The 17,434-nt window shown below is 65.8% G+C and carries 18 protein-coding genes; 17 read left to right on the forward strand and 1 reads right to left on the reverse strand.

What is annotated here, in order from left to right; all coding sequences use genetic code 11:
- Window positions 1–35 precede the first annotated feature (35 nt).
- The 16 genes from rho (at window position 36) to HF886_RS15540 (ending at window position 15,109) form a co-directional block, all read left to right on the forward strand.
- The gene (gene rho, locus HF886_RS15465; RefSeq protein ID WP_169622496.1) at window positions 36–2,168 is read left to right on the forward strand and encodes a transcription termination factor Rho; all 2,133 of its coding nucleotides are present in this window, start codon (window positions 36–38) and stop codon (window positions 2,166–2,168) included.
- A 119-nt stretch (window positions 2,169–2,287) separates the two neighbouring features.
- The gene (gene rpmE, locus HF886_RS15470; protein WP_169622497.1) at window positions 2,288–2,521 is read left to right on the forward strand and encodes a 50S ribosomal protein L31; all 234 of its coding nucleotides are present in this window, start codon (window positions 2,288–2,290) and stop codon (window positions 2,519–2,521) included.
- A 171-nt stretch (window positions 2,522–2,692) separates the two neighbouring features.
- Entirely contained in the window at window positions 2,693–3,772 is a 1,080-nt protein-coding gene (prfA, locus tag HF886_RS15475) for a peptide chain release factor 1 (protein ID WP_169622498.1), read from the forward strand.
- A 99-nt stretch (window positions 3,773–3,871) separates the two neighbouring features.
- Entirely contained in the window at window positions 3,872–4,792 is a 921-nt protein-coding gene (gene prmC / locus HF886_RS15480) for a peptide chain release factor N(5)-glutamine methyltransferase (protein ID WP_169622499.1), read from the forward strand.
- A 55-nt stretch (window positions 4,793–4,847) separates the two neighbouring features.
- The gene (locus HF886_RS15485) at window positions 4,848–5,510 is read left to right on the forward strand and encodes an L-threonylcarbamoyladenylate synthase (RefSeq protein WP_169622500.1); all 663 of its coding nucleotides are present in this window, start codon (window positions 4,848–4,850) and stop codon (window positions 5,508–5,510) included.
- A gap of 20 nt (window positions 5,511–5,530) precedes the next feature.
- Window positions 5,531–6,733 carry an MraY family glycosyltransferase gene (locus HF886_RS15490; protein ID WP_169622501.1) on the forward strand — a complete coding sequence of 401 codons (1,203 nt, stop codon included), beginning with the start codon at window positions 5,531–5,533 and terminating at the stop codon, window positions 6,731–6,733.
- 11 nt (window positions 6,734–6,744) lie between these two features.
- Window positions 6,745–7,224, forward strand: coding sequence for a hypothetical protein (locus HF886_RS15495; RefSeq protein WP_169622502.1), 480 nt, complete (start codon window positions 6,745–6,747; stop codon window positions 7,222–7,224).
- A gap of 259 nt (window positions 7,225–7,483) precedes the next feature.
- Window positions 7,484–8,332: a F0F1 ATP synthase subunit A gene (gene atpB / locus HF886_RS15500; RefSeq protein ID WP_174555795.1), complete on the forward strand. Its 849-nt coding sequence runs from the start codon at window positions 7,484–7,486 to the stop codon at window positions 8,330–8,332.
- 92 nt (window positions 8,333–8,424) lie between these two features.
- Window positions 8,425–8,676 (forward strand): ATP synthase F0 subunit C, encoded by a 252-nt coding sequence (locus HF886_RS15505; RefSeq protein ID WP_072700316.1) that lies wholly within the window; start codon window positions 8,425–8,427, stop codon window positions 8,674–8,676.
- Between the two features lie 13 nt (window positions 8,677–8,689).
- Window positions 8,690–9,253, forward strand: coding sequence for a F0F1 ATP synthase subunit B (locus HF886_RS15510; RefSeq protein WP_169622503.1), 564 nt, complete (start codon window positions 8,690–8,692; stop codon window positions 9,251–9,253).
- Window positions 9,254–9,258: 5 nt separating this feature from the next.
- Window positions 9,259–10,074: a F0F1 ATP synthase subunit delta gene (locus tag HF886_RS15515; RefSeq protein ID WP_169622504.1), complete on the forward strand. Its 816-nt coding sequence runs from the start codon at window positions 9,259–9,261 to the stop codon at window positions 10,072–10,074.
- 60 nt (window positions 10,075–10,134) lie between these two features.
- On the forward strand, window positions 10,135–11,778 hold the full coding sequence (gene atpA, locus HF886_RS15520) for a F0F1 ATP synthase subunit alpha (protein WP_169622505.1): 1,644 nt from the start codon (window positions 10,135–10,137) through the stop codon (window positions 11,776–11,778).
- 48 nt (window positions 11,779–11,826) lie between these two features.
- A complete protein-coding gene (locus HF886_RS15525) occupies window positions 11,827–12,804 on the forward strand; it encodes a F0F1 ATP synthase subunit gamma (protein ID WP_169622506.1) in 978 nt (325 codons plus the stop codon).
- Window positions 12,805–12,810: 6 nt separating this feature from the next.
- A complete protein-coding gene (gene atpD, locus HF886_RS15530; protein WP_072700323.1) occupies window positions 12,811–14,259 on the forward strand; it encodes a F0F1 ATP synthase subunit beta in 1,449 nt (482 codons plus the stop codon).
- Window positions 14,260–14,265: 6 nt separating this feature from the next.
- The gene (locus HF886_RS15535; RefSeq protein ID WP_296550078.1) at window positions 14,266–14,631 is read left to right on the forward strand and encodes a F0F1 ATP synthase subunit epsilon; all 366 of its coding nucleotides are present in this window, start codon (window positions 14,266–14,268) and stop codon (window positions 14,629–14,631) included.
- 55 nt (window positions 14,632–14,686) lie between these two features.
- The gene (locus HF886_RS15540; RefSeq protein WP_169652781.1) at window positions 14,687–15,109 is read left to right on the forward strand and encodes a DUF2550 domain-containing protein; all 423 of its coding nucleotides are present in this window, start codon (window positions 14,687–14,689) and stop codon (window positions 15,107–15,109) included.
- 10 nt (window positions 15,110–15,119) lie between these two features.
- On the opposite strand, the gene HF886_RS15545 is transcribed toward HF886_RS15540, so the two are convergent.
- Window positions 15,120–15,692 carry a cob(I)yrinic acid a,c-diamide adenosyltransferase gene (locus HF886_RS15545; RefSeq protein WP_169652782.1) on the reverse strand — a complete coding sequence of 191 codons (573 nt, stop codon included), beginning with the start codon at window positions 15,690–15,692 and terminating at the stop codon, window positions 15,120–15,122.
- A gap of 57 nt (window positions 15,693–15,749) precedes the next feature.
- On the opposite strand from HF886_RS15545, the gene murA reads away from it, so the two are divergent.
- A complete protein-coding gene (murA, locus tag HF886_RS15550; protein WP_169622509.1) occupies window positions 15,750–17,030 on the forward strand; it encodes a UDP-N-acetylglucosamine 1-carboxyvinyltransferase in 1,281 nt (426 codons plus the stop codon).
- Window positions 17,031–17,434 lie beyond the last annotated feature (404 nt).

A 17,434-nucleotide genomic window follows, 5' to 3' on the forward strand; every position in this document is an offset into this window, starting at 1 on the left:
TCTGTGTAGAGCAACGAGGGAAGGAAAGGATCTCCGTGACAGATACGGACCTGATCGCCACATCCGCTCCCGACACCACCGAGTCTGCCGGAGATTCCGCACAGTCTCCGGTTCGCGCCGGTCGGCGCGGCACCGGCCTGTCGGGCATGGTGCTCGCCGAGTTGCGGACTCTCGCCGCCGAACTCGGCATCAAGGGAACCTCGGGTATGCGCAAGGGCGATCTCATCGCTGCGATCAAGGAGCGGCAGGGCGCAGGCGCCAAGCCCGCCCCCGCTGCAGCACAGCCCGCGACCGAGACGCCCGACGAAGCCTCGGCTCGCCCCGCGCGTGCTCGCCGTGCCCGCGCCGCCGCGCAGGATGATGCTGCCGTGACTCCGGTCGCCGGCACCGAGCCTGCGAGCGACAAGCCTGCCGAGACCGGCGCTGTCGCCACCGACACGAAGCCGGAGCGCAACGCCGAGACCGGCGCAGATTCCGAAGGCGAGTCCGACGGACCCCGGCGTGGACGCGGCCGACGCGGCCGTCGTGGCGCGGACCAGACCGACCAGGGTCAGACCGATGCCGGCGCACCGGCGTCCGAGGGCCACGACCGCGACTCTCAGGAGCGCGGCGACGGTCATTCTCGTGAGAAGTCGCAGGACCGCTCCGAGGGTGACGGTGGTAACCGGCGCGACCGCAACCAGGGTGACCGCAACCAGGGTGACCGCAACCAGGGTGACCGCAACCAGGGTGATCGCAACCAGGGTGATCGCAACCAGGGTGACCGCAACCAGGGCGACCGCAACCAAGGCGACCGCAACCGGAACGACCGCCATCAGGACCGTGACCGGAACGATCGTGACCAGGGTGATCGCAGCCAGGGCGACGGCAACAACGGTCCGCGCCAGGACAACCGGGCGGGCGACGACGAGGAAGGCGGCCGCGGCCGTCGTGGGCGTCGCTTCCGCGAGCGCCGTCGCGGACGCGAGCGCGGCGAGGGCGGCGGCAGTGCCGATCGTGAGCCCGAGATCCGCGAGGACGACGTGCTCCAGCCGGTCGCGGGCATCCTCGACGTGCTCGACAACTACGCGTTCGTCCGGACCTCCGGCTACCTGGCCGGCCCCAACGACGTCTACGTGTCGATGAACATGGTGCGGAAGAACGGCCTGCGCCGCGGCGACGCCATCACCGGTGCCGTGCGTGTGCCCCGCGAGGGTGAGCAGGCCGGCAGCCAGCGCCAGAAGTTCAATCCGCTCGTGCGTCTGGACACGGTCAACGGTGGGGACGTCGAGGCGGCCAAGCGCCGTCCCGAGTTCAACAAGCTCACACCGCTGTACCCGAACGAGCGACTGCGACTCGAAACGCAGCAGAACATCCTGACCACTCGTGTGATCGACCTGGTCATGCCGATCGGCAAGGGACAGCGCGCGCTTATCGTCTCGCCGCCCAAGGCAGGTAAGACGACGGTCCTGCAGGACATCGCGAACGCGATCGCCGTCAACAACCCCGAGTGCTACCTCATGGTGGTGCTGGTCGACGAGCGTCCCGAAGAGGTCACCGACATGCAGCGTTCGGTGAAGGGCGAGGTCATCTCCTCGACCTTCGACCGTCCGCCGTCAGACCACACGTCCGTGGCCGAACTCGCGATCGAGCGCGCCAAGCGCCTCGTCGAAATGGGACGCGACGTCGTCGTGCTGCTCGACTCGATCACTCGCCTCGGCCGCGCGTACAACAACTCGTCGCCGGCGTCGGGACGCATCCTGTCGGGTGGTGTCGACTCGACCGCGCTGTACCCGCCGAAGCGGTTCCTGGGCGCGGCACGCAACATCGAGAACGGTGGATCGCTCACCATCATCGCCACCGCGATGGTGGAGACCGGCTCCACGGGCGACACTGTGATCTTCGAGGAGTTCAAGGGCACGGGTAACGCCGAGCTCAAGCTCGATCGCAAGATCGCCGAGCGTCGCGTGTTCCCGGCGGTGGACGTCAATCCGTCGGGCACTCGTAAGGACGAGCTCCTCATGAGCCCCGACGAGTTCGCGGTCGTGCACAAGCTGCGCCGCGTGCTCTCCGGTCTGGATTCTCATCAGGCGATCGATGTGCTCATCGATCGGCTCAAGAAGTCCAAGACGAACATCGAGTTCCTGATGACGGTCGCGAAGACCGCCCCGGGAGCTCTGGAAGACTGACATCGGGGCCCGGGAATTTTTCCCGGGGCCAGGTGTTTGGCATAATCGAACGGCTCAGTCCGGCTCCGGTTCACGTCTTCGATCCGCGAAGGCGACCCGGCGGCCACGAAAGGGACACCATGAAGGCAGGAATCCACCCCAACTACGTGGCGACAACCGTCGTCTGCGGTTGCGGCAACACGTTCGAAACGCACAGCACCAAGGAGTCGGGACGGATCACCGTCGAAGTCTGCTCCAAGTGCCACCCGTTCTACACCGGCAAGCAGAAGATCCTCGACACCGGCGGCCGCGTCGCCCGCTTCGAGGCTCGCTACGGCAAGCGTCCTTCCAAGAAGGCCGACGCCGACAGCTAGCTGTCACGCCGACGCCCGGTTCTGTCTTCGTCACAGGCCGGGCGTCGGCTTTTTTGTTCCACCGGTGTACCGGCGCGGCCGGGCACCCCTCGATACACACTCGTCGAGCGCCGCAGCACCCAAGCAGGCGCACGGCATCGAAGCACACAGCATCACAGAGCGGAGCGACCCATGGCGGGGCAGACCAAGCCGTCGGCCATCGACGACATCCTGGCCGAATACGCGGGTCTGGAACAGCAATTGTCCGACCCGGCGCTGCACAACGATCCGTCGATTGCGCGCAGGGTAGGGAAGCGGTTCGCCGAGCTCGCCCCGGTCATGGCCACGTACACCAAGCTGACGGCCGCGCGCGACGACCTCGGAGCCGCCCGTGAACTGGCCGCCGACGACTCCGCCTTCGCCGACGAGGTGAACAAGCTCGAAGAGCAGGTCGCCGAACTCGACCGCACGCTCACCGATCTCCTCGCGCCCCGCGATCCGCACGACGGGGACGACGTGGTGCTCGAAGTGAAGTCCGGGGAGGGCGGCGAGGAGTCCGCCCTGTTCGCGGCCGATCTCGCGCGCATGTACACCCGCAACGCCGAGAACTCCGGCTGGCGTGTGGAAGTCCTCGGCGCGACCTATTCGGATCTCGGCGGCTACAAGGACGTCACCCTGTCCATCAAGTCGAAGACCGACGTCCGGGACGGCGTATGGTCGCGGCTCAAGTTCGAGGGTGGGGTGCACCGGGTGCAGCGCGTCCCGGTGACCGAATCGCAGGGCCGCGTGCACACCTCCGCGGCCGGCGTCTTCGTCTATCCCGAACCCGACGAGGTGGAAGAGGTGCAGATCGACGAGGGCGATCTGCGCATCGACGTGTACCGCTCGTCCGGCAAGGGTGGGCAGGGCGTCAATACGACCGACTCCGCCGTCCGGATCACCCACCTGCCGACGGGGATCGTCGTCACGTGTCAGAACGAGCGGTCGCAGTTGCAGAACAAGGCCCGTGCGATGCAGGTTCTCGCCGCGCGTCTGCAGGCCGCAGCCGAAGAAGCAGCGGACGCGGAGGCCTCGGCGGGCCGTGCGAGCCAGGTGCGCACCGTCGACCGCTCCGAGCGCATCCGGACCTACAACTACCCCGAGAACCGCATCACCGACCACCGCATCGGCTACAAGGCGCACAATCTCGACGCTGTGCTCGACGGAGACATGGATGCGCTTCTCGACGCGCTCGCGGCCGCCGACCGGCAGGCCCGGCTCGCCGCCGAATAAGCGCGTGCCCCGCCGCGTCGGTGGCGAGTCCCCTGTGCGAGGTATGCCTGGGGGACCTCGTGGCATCGGAGCGGCCGTGGGCATGGCACGCTGTACTGCGTGAGTCGTCAACCCCTGCGCCTGGCCATCATCGAAGCAGCGTCGGTGCTCGAGGAAGCGGGTGTCGCGAGCCCGCGTGTCGACGCCGAACTGCTTGCCGCGCACCTGCTCGGAATCGAGCGAGGCCGGCTCGGGCTCGTGCCCCTCGTCGATTCGGCCATGATCGAGGCCTACCGCGCGATGGTGGACCAGCGCGCCAAGCGCATTCCCCTCCAATACATCCTCGGCACGTCGCCGATGGGCGAGATCGACCTCGCCGTCGGGCCCGGCGTGTTCGTGCCCCGGCCCGAGACGGAACTGCTTCTCGGTTGGGCGCTGGCATTTCTCGAACGCCACGGACGCCGCAATCCCGTCGTGCTCGATCTGTGTACGGGATCGGGTGCGCTCGCACTCGCTATTGCCCATGCCCGGCCGGATGCCGTCGTGCACGCCGTGGAACTCGAGCCGCGGGCGCTCGCCTGGGCGCGGCAGAACGCCGAGACCCGTGCGAACGACGGCGACACGCCGATCGTGCTGCACCAGGGTGACGTGACCGACCGCACCCTGCTCGCCGCGCTCGAGGGCGCCGTCGACATCGTGGTGTCCAACCCGCCGTACATCCCCGAGGGAACCGCCCTCGAGCCCGAAGTCGCCGAGCACGACCCGCATTCTGCGTTGTTCGGCGGCCCGGACGGACTGTCCGTCATCAAACCGATGATCTCGAACATCGCGCGCTGGTTGCGAATCGGGGGAGCGGCGGCGGTGGAACACGACGACACCAACGGCATGCTCGTCGCCGAGCTGTTCGCGCAGCGCCGCGTCTTCGACGACGTCGTCGAGCATTACGACCTGGCGGGCAAGCCCCGATTCGTGGTCGCGCACCGGGTGCCGACCGACGTCGAAGCGAGTCGTGCGGCAGTCCGTTCCTCGGCTGGTGGTTAGCCCGGGCGCCGAGCCCCGCGACGGAATACTCGAGCGCTAGTGGAAGGATGAGTGCGTGAGCACCGTGTACGACTGCAACAAACCAGATTCGCGCGCCGCAGGATTGAACGCGGCGCGGGGCGCGCTCAAGGCAGGACGCCTCGTCGTCGTGCCCACCGACACGGTGTACGGCCTCGCAGCCGACGCATTCGACAGTTCCGCTGTCTCCGCGCTGCTGAGGGCGAAGGGACGCGGACGGGACATGCCGGTGCCCATCCTCGTCGGATCGTGGACGACGATCGACGGCCTCGTCAGCACCGTGCGCCCCGAAGCGCGCGAACTCATCCGTGCGTTCTGGCCCGGCGGCCTCAGCCTGGTGGTGCATCAGGCACCGTCGCTCGCGTGGGATCTCGGCGACACCCGCGGAACGGTGATGCTGCGCATGCCCCTGCACCCGGTGATCCTCGAGTTGCTGCGCGAGGTCGGACCGCTCGCAGTGTCGAGCGCCAACATTTCCGGTCGCCCGCCCGCCACCGACGCCGGTCAGGCGCGTGAACAGCTCGGGGAATCCGTCGGGGTGTATCTCGACGGTGGACCGGCCGAACACGGCGTCGCGTCGACGATCGTCGATCTCACCGGTGACCGCCCCCGGATCCTGCGCGAAGGCGCGGTGTCGGCCGAGGACGTCGCCGAGGTTCTCGGCGATGATCCCGAACGCCTGCGCTCCGGCGGGGAGTAGCGGGCGGAGGAACGGAGCACGTGACTTCAGCCGACTCGGTCGTACTGCTCGCGCAAGCGGGACGTGGCGCGGGCGTACCCATCAGGGAACTGCTTCTGGTGCTTCTCACCTCTGCGGTGGTGACCTTTCTCGCCACCGGAGTGGTCCGGATCCTGGCGATCAAGCTCGGTGCGGTGGCGATCCCTCGCGATCGTGACGTGCACGTCACTCCGACGCCGCGTCTGGGCGGGGTCGGGATGTACATCGGACTCGTGGCGGGCATCGTCTTCGCGCAGCATCTGCCGGCGCTGACCAGAGGTTTCGAGTACACCACCGAGATGGGTGCCGCGCTGGTGGCGGCGTCGATCATCGTGCTCGTGGGCATCATCGACGACCGGTGGGGACTCGACGCCCTCACCAAGTTCGTGGGGCAGGTGACCGCTGCCGGGGTGCTGGTGGTGATGGGCGTGAGCTGGATCGTGATCTACGACCCCTTCAGCGGTTCCACGCTCGTGCTCGACCAGCTGCAAGGGGGACTCATCACGGTCGCGGTGGCCGCCGTGATGATCAACGCGATGAACTTCGTCGACGGCCTCGACGGTCTCGCGGCCGGTCTCGGACTGATCGCCGCGGTCGCGATCTGTGTGTTCTCGGTGGGACTGCTGCTCGATCAGGGCGGAGACGTCTCGGCGTATCCGCCGGCGCTGATCGCGGCCGCGCTGGCGGGGGCGTGCCTGGGGTTCCTGCCGTTCAATTTCCAGCCCGCGAAGATCTTCATGGGGGACTCGGGCTCGATGTTGATCGGCCTGATGCTCGCGGCCATCTCGACCAGCGCGTCGGGCCGAATTCCCCTCAGTGCCTATGGTTCCCGCGACCTTCTCGGTCTCCTGTCGCCGCTCATCCTGATCGGCGCTGTCATGTTCATCCCGATTCTCGACCTCCTCCTCGCGATCGTCCGGCGCACGCGCGCCGGCGTGAGCCCGTTCAGCCCGGACAAGATGCACCTGCATCACCGGCTGTTGCAGATCGGCCATTCGCACCGGCGTGTGGTGCTGCTCCTCTACTTGTGGGTCGGTGTCCTGGCCTTCGGAGCCGTGGGTTCGTCGCTGCTCGACCGCAGGGTGGTCGTGCTGATGACCGCCGCCGGCCTGTTGTTCGCGCTCGTGGTGACCGCCGTCCCATCGCTGCGGCATCACGACGGTGACGGGGATGCACCGCCGAAGCGCTTCCGCCGGGTCCGTTAGGCTCGATTACTGTGACCTCCCCGGATCTTCCCGAACCCGAACACTCCCTGCCCACCCTGCCCGACGCGTCGGCACCCATGCGCGCGGCCGTCCGGTACGGCGTACTCGGACTGCTCGCGCTGGCCGTCGTGGCGTCGATCGTGTCCGTGCTCGTCGCGGGAACGCCCGGCCTGTGGGGAGCGCTGATCGGTGCGGCCGTCGGCGGCGGGTTCATCCTGTTCACCGCGCTCGGTGTGCTGCTGACCGCGAAACTCCCGGCGATGACCGCGGGCGCGGTACTGCTCGGAACGTGGCTACTCAAGCTGATCCTCGCCATCGTGGTGATGGCGACGCTCGATCCGCTGGACTTCTACAACCGGAACGCGCTCGTCCTGACGATCGTGCTGGCGCTGGTGATCGTGCTCGGTGCGGAAACGTACGGCGTGGTGTCCCAGCGCGCGCTCTACGTCGATCCGGAGCCGTCGGCCGGCAGCGGAAACGACGATCAGTAGTAGATACGTGTGTCAATTACCCGCGGGTAGGTACCCACCTACGCACTGTCGTAGAGCAGTTGGTAGTGTGGTTTTCACGAAGGTGACACTGCACGCGAGGGCCCTGGGCCGAGCACGCGGTTGTGACTTCATAGGCGGTCGTGTTCAATGACCGCCGAGTCGACGAGAGTCGCCGACACCGGCAGGACGCGGAACCGCTTCGGCGGTTCGGAACACTGGCGAATACGCGAGCCGACCTGGTCGACTTGTTGGATCGTCAATGTCCGATCGAACCGCAGACGGCAATGCCTGCGGCCGACTACGGGAGAGAGCGCTGAGCGTCACCACCTTGGCAGCCGGAGAATTCCACGCGCCGTCACTTGCTGATTTTTTCCCACCGCCAATCCTCTTCGAGGGCACCCCCTTCGAGATGGATCGACTGATGCTTATCCGCGTCGTCGTTGCACTGCTCGTCGCAGTCTTCTTCTTCTTCGCCATGCGGAGTCCGAAGATCGTGCCGCGAGGCGTGCAGAACGTCGCCGAGATCATGCTCGACTTTGTTCGTATCCACATTGCCGAGGACATCCTCGGCAAAGAGCAGGGGCGCCGGTTCCTGCCGGTGATCGTCACCATCTTCTTCTTGGTGGTCGGGCTCAACCTGACCTCGATCATCCCCTTCCTCAACATCTCGTCGAATGCGCGAATCGGCATGCCGATCGTCCTTGCTGCGCTCGCCTACATCGTCTTCAACTACGTAGGCATCAAGAAGTACGGATTCTTCCGCTACGTCAAGAGCAGCATCGTCATTCCGAACCTGCCGCCGGCTCTTCACCTTCTGGTGATCCCGATCGAGTTCGTCTCGACATTCCTGCTGCGGCCGTTCACCCTCACCATTCGTCTCATGGCGAACATGCTGGCCGGACATATCATGCTGGTGCTGTTCTTCAGCGCCACGCAGTTCTTCTTCTTCGACTCCGACGGCATCATGAGGTTCTTCGGTATCGGTTCGCTCATCGGCGGAGTCGCGTTCACCTTCTTCGAGCTTCTGGTGATCGTCCTGCAGGCCTACATTTTCGCGCTGCTCACAGCGGTGTACATCGATCTGGCGCTGCACGCCGAAGAGCATTAGCTCCCCGAACTGCACGACCTACATCTCTACACACAGACTGACTCGGTCGCCGATCCCCGGGGCCGGGCCACAAGAAAGGGAATGGAACACCAATGAGCGTTGCGCTTCAGGCAGCAGACGTCCTCGCCCAGTCGGAGACCACCATCAGTGGACTCGGTGCGGTCGGCTACGGCCTCGCTGCGATCGGCCCCGGCATCGGCATCGGCATCGTCGTCGGTAAGGCGATCGAGGGCATGGCTCGTCAGCCCGAGATGGCCGGTCAGCTGCGTACCACCATGTTCCTCGGTATCGCATTCACCGAGGCACTGGCGCTGATCGGTATCGTCGCCGGCTTCATCTTCTGATTCGACGACAACCATGGCTGACAGCATCCTGATTCTCGCGGCAGCGGAGGGGGAGACACCCAATCCCCTGCTGCCCGCGACATACGACATCGTTTGGTCGCTCGTCGCCCTGATCATCGTCGGCATCGTCTTCTGGAAGTTCGTACTTCCGATGTTCCAGAAGGTTCTCGACGAGCGTTCGGAGCTGATCGAAGGCGGCATCAAGAAGGCAGAGGAAGCTCAGGCAGAGGCTGCGGCCGCGCTCGAGCAGTATCGTGCCCAGCTCGCCGAAGCCCGTACCGAGGCGGCGCAGATCCGTGAAGAGGCCCGTACGCAGGGCCAGCAGATCATCGCCGACATGAAGGCACAGGCTCAGGAAGAGAGCGACCGCATCGTCGCTGCAGGTCACAACCAGCTGCAGGCCCAGCGCCAGCAGATCGTGGCCGAACTGCGCACCGATCTCGGACGTAGCTCGGTGGATCTCGCCGAGAAGATCATCGGCGAGACACTCGCCGACGATGTGAAGCGTGCCGGCTCGATCGATCGATTCCTCGACGAACTCGACTCCCTCAGCGCTGACTCTGCATCCGGAAAGTGAGCACCATGTACGCAGCAAGCCGTGAGGCACTCGCTCATACGCGTTCCGCGTTGCAGTCCGCCCTGGGCTCGGGTGCCGCGACTGCCGCTGCGGCTCAGGCCGGTTCCGAACTGTTCTCGGTGGTCGAGGCGCTCGACAACCAGCGGGCTCTCCGGAGCGCGCTGGCAGACGCCTCGGCCCCGGTCGCCGTTCGGGTGACGCTGGCCGAGCAGGTCTTCGGGGGGAAGGTTTCGGCCTCGACCCTCGCGACCGTCAAAGCCGCGGCGGGGCAGGACTGGTCGGCACAGTCCGACCTGACCAACTCTCTCGTCCAGCTCGGTCGTGAGGCGTTGCTGAAGGCGGCAGCGGAGCAGAACCAGCTCGACACCGTCGAGGACGAGCTTTTCCGCCTCGGACGCATCGTGGCCGGTAACCCGGACCTCGAGCGGACACTTTCCGACCGCAGCACCACGGTTACGGCCAAGCGGGAGCTGCTGTCGCGTCTGCTCTACGGCAAGGTGACCGCGATCACCGAAGCGTTGGCGGTTCATGCCGTCGGTCGGCTCCGCAAGCCGCCGGCCGAGACGCTCGACGAACTGTCGGCGCTCGCCGCAACACAGCGCGATCGTGCCGTTGCGCACGTCCGAAGCGCGGCACCCCTCGATGCGACGCAGGAAGAGCGGCTCGCCGCTACCCTGGGCCGTATCTACGGGAAGCCTGTGACGGTGCACGTCGAGGTCGATCCCGAGCTTCTCAGTGGATTGGTCGTCCGGGTGGGCGACGAGGTCATCGACGGCAGTGCTGCGGGTCGACTCGCGGCAGTGCGCAAGAGCCTCACGTAGTCCACTTCCGAACACACACATAGATCTTTCCGAAGACCTGATACCGAGAGCAGGAAGAACATGGCGGAGCTGACGATCTCCTCCGACGAGATCCGTAGCGCGATTGACAATTACACCGCGAGCTACTCCCCGGAGGCCTCCCGCGAAGAGGTCGGCGTGGTCGTCGACACCAGTGACGGCATCGCGCACATCAGCGGCCTCCCGTCGGCGATGTCCAACGAGCTGCTGGAATTCCCCGGCGGCGTTCTGGGCGTGGCCCTCAACCTCGAAGCCACCGAAATCGGTGCCGTGATCCTGGGTGACTTCCAGTCCATCCAGGAAGGCCAGGAAGTAAAGCGGACCGGCGACGTTCTGTCCGTCCCGGTCAGCGACAACTTCCTCGGACGCGTCGTGAACCCGCTCGGTCAGCCGATCGACGGCCTCGGCGACATCGAAGCCGACGAGACCCGTGCGCTCGAGCTGCAGGCCGCTTCCGTGCTGGAGCGCCAGCCGGTCGAGGAGCCGCTCCAGACGGGCATCAAGGCCATCGACGCGATGACCCCGATCGGGCGTGGCCAGCGCCAGCTCGTGATCGGCGACCGCAAGACCGGCAAGACCGCGGTCTGCATCGACGCGATCCTGAACCAGAAGGCCAACTGGGAGTCCGGCGACGCGTCGAAGCAGGTGCGCTGCATCTACGTCGCGATCGGCCAGAAGGGCTCCACCATCGCGGGCGTCAAGCAGGCCCTCGAGGAGAACGGCGCGATGGAGTACACCACCATCGTCGCAGCTCCGGCCTCCGACTCCGCCGGCTTCAAGTGGCTCGCCCCGTACACCGGTTCGGCCCTCGGCCAGCACTGGATGTACCAGGGCAAGCACGTCCTCATCGTGTTCGACGACCTGACCAAGCAGGCCGAGGCATACCGTGCCATCTCGCTGCTGCTGCGTCGCCCGCCGGGACGTGAGGCATACCCCGGTGACGTCTTCTACCTGCACTCGCGTCTGCTGGAGCGTTCGGCGAAGCTGTCCGACGCGCTCGGTGGCGGTTCGCTGACGGCACTGCCGATCATCGAGACCAAGGCGAACGACGTCTCGGCCTACATCCCGACCAACGTCATCTCCATCACCGACGGTCAGGTCTTCCTCGAGTCGGACCTCTTCAACAAGGGCGTTCGTCCCGCGATCAACGTCGGTATCTCGGTTTCCCGAGTCGGTGGCGCCGCACAGACCAAGGGCATGAAGAAGGTCTCCGGCTCCCTGCGTCTGGAACTCGCTCAGTACCGCGAGCTCGAGGCATTCGCGACCTTCGCTTCCGATCTCGATGCCGCGTCGAAGGCGCAGCTCGAGCGCGGACAGCGGCTCGTCGAGCTCCTCAAGCAGGATCAGTACTCGCCGATCGCCGTCGAGGACCAGATCATCTCGATCTACCTTGCCGGTGAGGGTGTCTTCGACTCCGTTCCCGTCGGCGACGTCCGTCGTTTCGAGACCGAGCTTCTCGAGGATCTGCATCGCAACGCTTCGGGCGTCTACGAGCAGATCGCCGGTGGCAAGGCCCTGACCGACGAGTCGATCGAGGCACTGACCGCCGCGACCGCCAAGTTCAAGGAGGGCTTCCTCGCCTCCGACGGCAGCCGCGTCGTGAACGAGGCCGAAGCAGAGGCTCTCGGCGCCGACGAAGTGGCGCAGGAGCAGGTCTCCGTCAAGCGCACCTCCGTTCGCAAGTGAACGGGGCGGCCATGACCCAGCGTCCAGTGAAGGGAGTGTGATCGACGAATGGCGAACTTGCGTGAGCTGCGCTCGCGGATCAAGTCGGTCAACTCGACCAAGAAGATCACCAAGGCGCAGGAACTGATCGCGACGTCGCGTATCACGAAGGCTCAGGCCCGAGTGGCGGCATCGAAGCCCTACGCCGAGGAGATCACCAAGGTCCTCTCGGAGTTGGCCAGCGCGTCCTCGTCGCTGGATCACCCCCTGCTCAACGAGCGCGAGAACCCGAAGCGTGCGGCAGTGCTGGTTGTGACCAGCGACCGCGGTATGGCCGGTGGTTACAACTCCAACGTCTTGAAGGAGGCGGAGGAGCTGCGCCAGCTGCTCGTCAGCGAGGGCAAAGAGCCTGTGCTGTACGTGCTGGGCGGTAAGGGCCTGTCGTTCTACACCTTCCGTGAGCGTCCCGTCGCGGGTGCCTGGACAGGCTTCTCGCAGGAACCCCGTTACACGGATGCTGCGAAGGCGAGCCGGCACCTGGTCGAGCTGTTCATGGCCGGATCCGGTTCCGAGGTGCCTGCACCCAACGGCGAAGGCACCATCGAGGGCGTCGACGAGCTGCACATCGTCTACACCCGGTTCGTGTCCATGCTGACCCAGATCCCCGAGGTGCGTCGTATGGCGCCGCTCGAGGTGAGTGTCACCGAGGACGAGATCGAACTGGGTTCGGACATGCTGAGCGACGGTCATCGTGTATCCGAGGGACCCACGGCCGACTACAACTTCGAGCCCGAGGCGTCGACGCTTCTGTCCGCGCTTCTGCCGAAGTACGTCAGCACGCGGATCTTCGCGTCGCTGCTGGAGGCCGCAGCCTCCGAGTCGGCTGCCCGTCGTACCGCGATGAAGGCCGCGACGGACAATGCCACGGATCTGGTGAACACCCTCAGCCGTCAGGCGAATCAGGCCCGCCAGGCCCAGATCACCCAGGAAATCAGCGAGATCGTCGGCGGTGCCGGTGCGCTCGCCTCGAGTGCAGGAAGTGACTGAACCACAATGACCGCAGCAGTTACCGACAAAAACGCCGGTGCGGCGTCGGCCCTTGCCGGGCGCGTCGTCCGCGTCATCGGCGCCGTCGTCGACGTGGAGTTCCCGCGTGGCGCCGTACCCGAACTGTTCAACGCCCTGCACGCAGAGGTCACTCTGCCGTCCGTGGCGAAGACCCTGACCCTCGAGGTCGCGCAGCACCTGGGTGACAACCTGGTCCGCACGATCTCGATGCAGCCCACCGACGGTCTGGTGCGCGGCACCTCCGTCACCGACACCGGTCGCCCGATCTCCGTGCCGGTCGGCGATGTCGTGAAGGGCCACGTCTTCAACGCCCTGGGCGACTGCCTCGATGCACCCGGAACGGGTCGCGACGGCGAGCAGTGGGGCATCCACCGCAAGCCCCCGGCCTTCGACCAGCTCGAGGGCAAGACCGAAATCCTCGAGACCGGCATCAAGGTCATCGACCTGCTCACCCCGTACGTCAAGGGCGGCAAGATCGGTCTGTTCGGTGGTGCCGGTGTCGGCAAGACCGTTCTGATCCAGGAGATGATCACCCGTATCGCGCGTGAGTTCTCCGGTACGTCGGTGTTCGCCGGCGTCGGCGAGCGCACCCGTGAGGGCACCGACCTCCACCTCGAGATGGAAGAGATGGGCGTCCTCCAGGACACCGCCCTTGTCTTCGGCCAGATGGACGAGCCGCCGGGCACGCGTATGCGCGTCGCCCTGTCCGCACTGACCATGGCGGAGTACTTCCGCGATGTGCAGGGCCAGGACGTGCTGCTCTTCATCGACAACATCTTCCGGTTCACCCAGGCCGGTTCCGAGGTGTCGACCCTTCTCGGTCGTATGCCTTCGGCCGTGGGTTACCAGCCGACGCTGGCCGACGAGATGGGTGAGCTCCAGGAGCGCATCACCTCGACGCGTGGTCGCTCGATCACCTCGCTGCAGGCGATCTACGTTCCCGCCGACGACTACACCGACCCGGCGCCGGCCACGACGTTCGCGCACCTCGATGCGACCACCGAGCTCTCGCGTCCGATTTCGCAGATGGGTATCTACCCCGCTGTGGACCCGCTGACGTCGACCTCGCGCATCCTCGAGCCCGGCATCGTCGGCGCGGACCACTTCCGTGTCGCCAACGAGGTCAAGCGGATCCTTCAGAAGTACAAGGAACTGCAGGACATCATCGCCATCCTCGGTATGGACGAGCTTTCCGAAGAGGACAAGGTCACGGTCAACCGTGCCCGTCGTCTCCAGAAGTTCCTCGGCCAGAACTTCATCGTTGCCGAGAAGTTCACGGGTCAGCCCGGTTCGGTCGTGCCGCTCAGCGACACGATCGAGGCGTTCGACCGCGTCTGCAAGGGCGAGTTCGACCACCTTCCGGAGCAGGCCTTCAACAGCTGCGGTGGACTCGACGATGTCGAGGCCGCGGCCAAGAAGATCTCCGGGAAGTAGGCCGGCGTGGCTGAGATGCGCGTAGACATCGTTGCCGTCGAGGAACGTGTCTGGTCGGGAGAGGCGACTCTCGTCACCGCCCAGACCACCGAAGGCGAAATCGGCGTCATGCCCGGACACGAGCCGGTCCTCGGCCAGCTCGTCGAGGGCGGTGTCGTGTCGGTCAAGACCGCCGACGGGGAGCGTATCGTCATGGCAGTCGACGGCGGATTCCTCTCGGTGACCGCCACGACCGTGACGGTTCTTGCCGAAGCGGCCGTTCTTGCCGAAGACATCGACGTCGAGGCAGCGAAGTCGACCCTGGCCGAAAGTCAGGACGAGGCGGCAGTCGCAGCGGCCAAGGGCCGCCTGCGGGCCGTCGAACGGGCCTGATCGTCGGATACACAACGAAGAGCCGCGACGGAGCCGACAAGCAGTGTCACTCGGAATGATTGTTCTCATCATCCTTGTGGTGCTGCTTGCGGTTGCCGTCGCGGCTCTCGTTTATCGTGCCTTCTCCCTTCGTGGAGGGGGCACTGCTGCGATTCTGCGGGTTCTCCCGCGCAGTGACTGCGCCGGATGGCGCCACGGGATCATCCGCTACGGCGACGAGACGCTCGCCTTCTACAAGCTCTCGAGTCTGCGTCCCGGGCCGGATACGCGGATTTCCCGCCAGGGCATCGAGGTGCGTTCGCGCCGGTACGCCACTGCAGCGGAGACGGACATCATGACCGAGGACATCGTGATCCTCGAGATCGTCGACGGCGACGGATCCTACGAGATCGCTCTGGACAGCGGCGCGAAGACGGCGTTCCTGTCCTGGGTGGAGTCCAGGCCGTCGGGACGCTCGCAGCGCCGCCGTCCCTACTAGATCGACCTACCTACGCGCCCGCTCCGGGCTTCCACAGGACGTCGCCCTCCGGATTGGTGACCCTGCTGAGGATGAACAACAGATCCGACAGACGGTTGAGGTACTTCGCCGGCAAGACTGTCGTGGTCTCGGGTGCGGCGTCCACCGCAGCCCATGCCGAACGTTCCGCCCGGCGCGCCACCGTGCGAGCGGTGTGCAGGAGCGCCGCGGCCGGGGTTCCGCCCGGAAGAATGAACGAATCGAGCGGTCCCAGCTCTTCGTTGAATTCGTCGCACCACGCCTCGAGCCGGTCGATGTACGGCTCGGTGATGCGCAGCGGCGGGTACTTCGGGTTCTCCGCGATCGGCGTCGACAGGTCGGCGCCCGCATCGAACAGGTCGTTCTGGATCTGCTGCAGCACGGGAACGAGCCGCTCGGGGACGGAACCGAGTGCGAGCACTACCCCGATCGCCGCGTTCGTCTCGTCGCAATCGGCGTAGGCGATCAATCGCGGGTCGTTCTTCGATACCCGGGAAAAATCACTGAGGCCCGTCGTACCGTCGTCTCCGGTACGGGTATAGATCCTGGTGAGATGCACTGCCATGGCCGCCACGGTACCGGTTCCGCTGTAGAGACAGACACGACGTTAGGCTGTGTCGCTGTGAGTGAACGCTTTCTTGTCACCGGGGGAAACCGGCTCGTTGGTGATGTCGTCGTCGGTGGTGCCAAGAACAGCGTGCTCAAGCTGATGGCTGCCGCGCTTCTCGCCGAGGGCACCACGACGATTACGAACTGTCCAGACATCCTCGACGTGCCCTTGATGGCGGAGGTCCTGCGGGGTCTCGGCTGCGAGGTCGAACTCGACGGTGACGAAGTACGGATCACGACCCCCGCGCAGCCGTCGTACCACGCGGACTTCGCCGCGGTGAAGCAGTTCCGTGCCTCCGTATGTGTCCTCGGACCCTTGGTCGCGAGATGCCGCCGCGCGGTGGTCGCCCTGCCGGGCGGAGACGCGATCGGCTCCCGCCCGCTCGACATGCACCAGTCCGGTCTCCGTCTGCTGGGGGCGCACAGCACCATCGAGCACGGCTGCGTCGTTGCCGAGGCGGACGAACTGCACGGCGCGACGATCCGGCTGGCCTTCCCGTCGGTGGGTGCCACCGAGAACATCCTCATGGCTGCTGTCCTCGCAAAGGGCGACACCACTATCGACAATGCCGCGCGTGAACCGGAGATCGTGGACCTGTGCACCATGCTCGTCCAGATGGGTGCCCGGATCACGGGCGCCGGGAGCACGACTCTTCGGATCTCCGGCGTTCCTGCCCTCTCGCCCACGAGTCATCGCTGCATCGGTGACCGCATCGTGGCGGCGACGTGGGGGATCGCGGCGGCGATGACGCGCGGGGATCTGACCGTGCGCGGAGTCAATCCCAAGCACCTCGCACTCGTGCTCGACAAGCTGCGGGGAGCCGGCGCCGAAGTGGCTCCGCTCGTGGACGGGTTCCGCGTGGTCCAGAGGGAGCGTCCGCGGGCGGTCAACTTCGCGACACTTCCGTACCCCGGTTTCCCTACCGATCTTCAGCCGATGGCCATCGGGCTCGCGGCGGTGGCGGACGGCACGTCGATGATCACCGAAAACGTCTTCGAGGCGCGGTTCCGCTTCGTGGAGGAGATGGTGCGTCTGGGCGCCGATGCGCGGACGGACGGACACCATGCGGTGATCCGCGGCGTGGAGGAACTGTCGAGTGCTCCGGTATGGGCGTCGGATATCCGTGCAGGGGCCGGACTGGTGCTTGCCGGGCTGTGCGCAGACGGGGTGACCGAAGTGCACGACGTCTACCACATCGATCGCGGCTACCCGAGGTTCGTGGAAATCATCCAGGAGCTGGGCGGCAACATCGAGCGGGTCGGGGCCGGCGAGCCCACTCTCCTGCGCGGATGAGGCCCGGGGTGGCATGTGTGCGGCGTCACGATTGAAGATCCCGGTCCACGGGGTAGACGCTAGGCCCGTTCACCTGGGGTTTCCTTCCCCGAATGGCTGCTGACCAGGGGATTTGCAGGGCAGTTCATCGTCGCGTAACTTAGTCCAAGTCAGAGCGACACGGACACCGACCCGGACCTGAGGGACTGGGACAACGAGGTTGGACGAAGGCGCCTGCACGTTTACACGACACACAATCTTCTGGTAAGGTTGGTGTTCGCCCCAGGGAGCCGATGAGGAACCCGGTGGGACAACAAACCCCGGATCGAACAAGTTGAGAAACTTGCAAGTGATGGTGTGTGCGTGTTCTTTGAGAACTCAACAGTGTGCCGATGAATGTCAGTGCCAATTATTTGGTGCGATCA

Origin of the sequence: Rhodococcus sp. 105337, assembly GCF_012844225.1 — a bacterium.
In the GTDB taxonomy this organism is placed as follows: Bacteria; Actinomycetota; Actinomycetes; order Mycobacteriales; family Mycobacteriaceae; genus Rhodococcus.

What these genes read in the sequence shown, in the direction of transcription:
- rpmE (WP_169622497.1), top strand. Translation starts at nt 2,288, where the DNA reads ATGAAGGCAGGAATCCACCCCAACTACGTGGCGACAACCGTCGTCTGC.
- prfA (WP_169622498.1), top strand. Translation starts at nt 2,693, where the DNA reads ATGGCGGGGCAGACCAAGCCGTCGGCCATCGACGACATCCTGGCCGAA.
- atpB (WP_174555795.1), top strand. Translation starts at nt 7,484, where the DNA reads ATGTCCGATCGAACCGCAGACGGCAATGCCTGCGGCCGACTACGGGAG.
- HF886_RS15505 (WP_072700316.1), top strand. Translation starts at nt 8,425, where the DNA reads ATGAGCGTTGCGCTTCAGGCAGCAGACGTCCTCGCCCAGTCGGAGACC.
- HF886_RS15510 (WP_169622503.1), top strand. Translation starts at nt 8,690, where the DNA reads ATGGCTGACAGCATCCTGATTCTCGCGGCAGCGGAGGGGGAGACACCC.
- HF886_RS15515 (WP_169622504.1), top strand. Translation starts at nt 9,259, where the DNA reads ATGTACGCAGCAAGCCGTGAGGCACTCGCTCATACGCGTTCCGCGTTG.
- atpA (WP_169622505.1), top strand. Translation starts at nt 10,135, where the DNA reads ATGGCGGAGCTGACGATCTCCTCCGACGAGATCCGTAGCGCGATTGAC.
- HF886_RS15525 (WP_169622506.1), top strand. Translation starts at nt 11,827, where the DNA reads ATGGCGAACTTGCGTGAGCTGCGCTCGCGGATCAAGTCGGTCAACTCG.
- atpD (WP_072700323.1), top strand. Translation starts at nt 12,811, where the DNA reads ATGACCGCAGCAGTTACCGACAAAAACGCCGGTGCGGCGTCGGCCCTT.
- HF886_RS15540 (WP_169652781.1), top strand. Translation starts at nt 14,687, where the DNA reads ATGATTGTTCTCATCATCCTTGTGGTGCTGCTTGCGGTTGCCGTCGCG.
- HF886_RS15545 (WP_169652782.1), bottom strand. Translation starts at nt 15,692, where the DNA reads ATGGCAGTGCATCTCACCAGGATCTATACCCGTACCGGAGACGACGGT.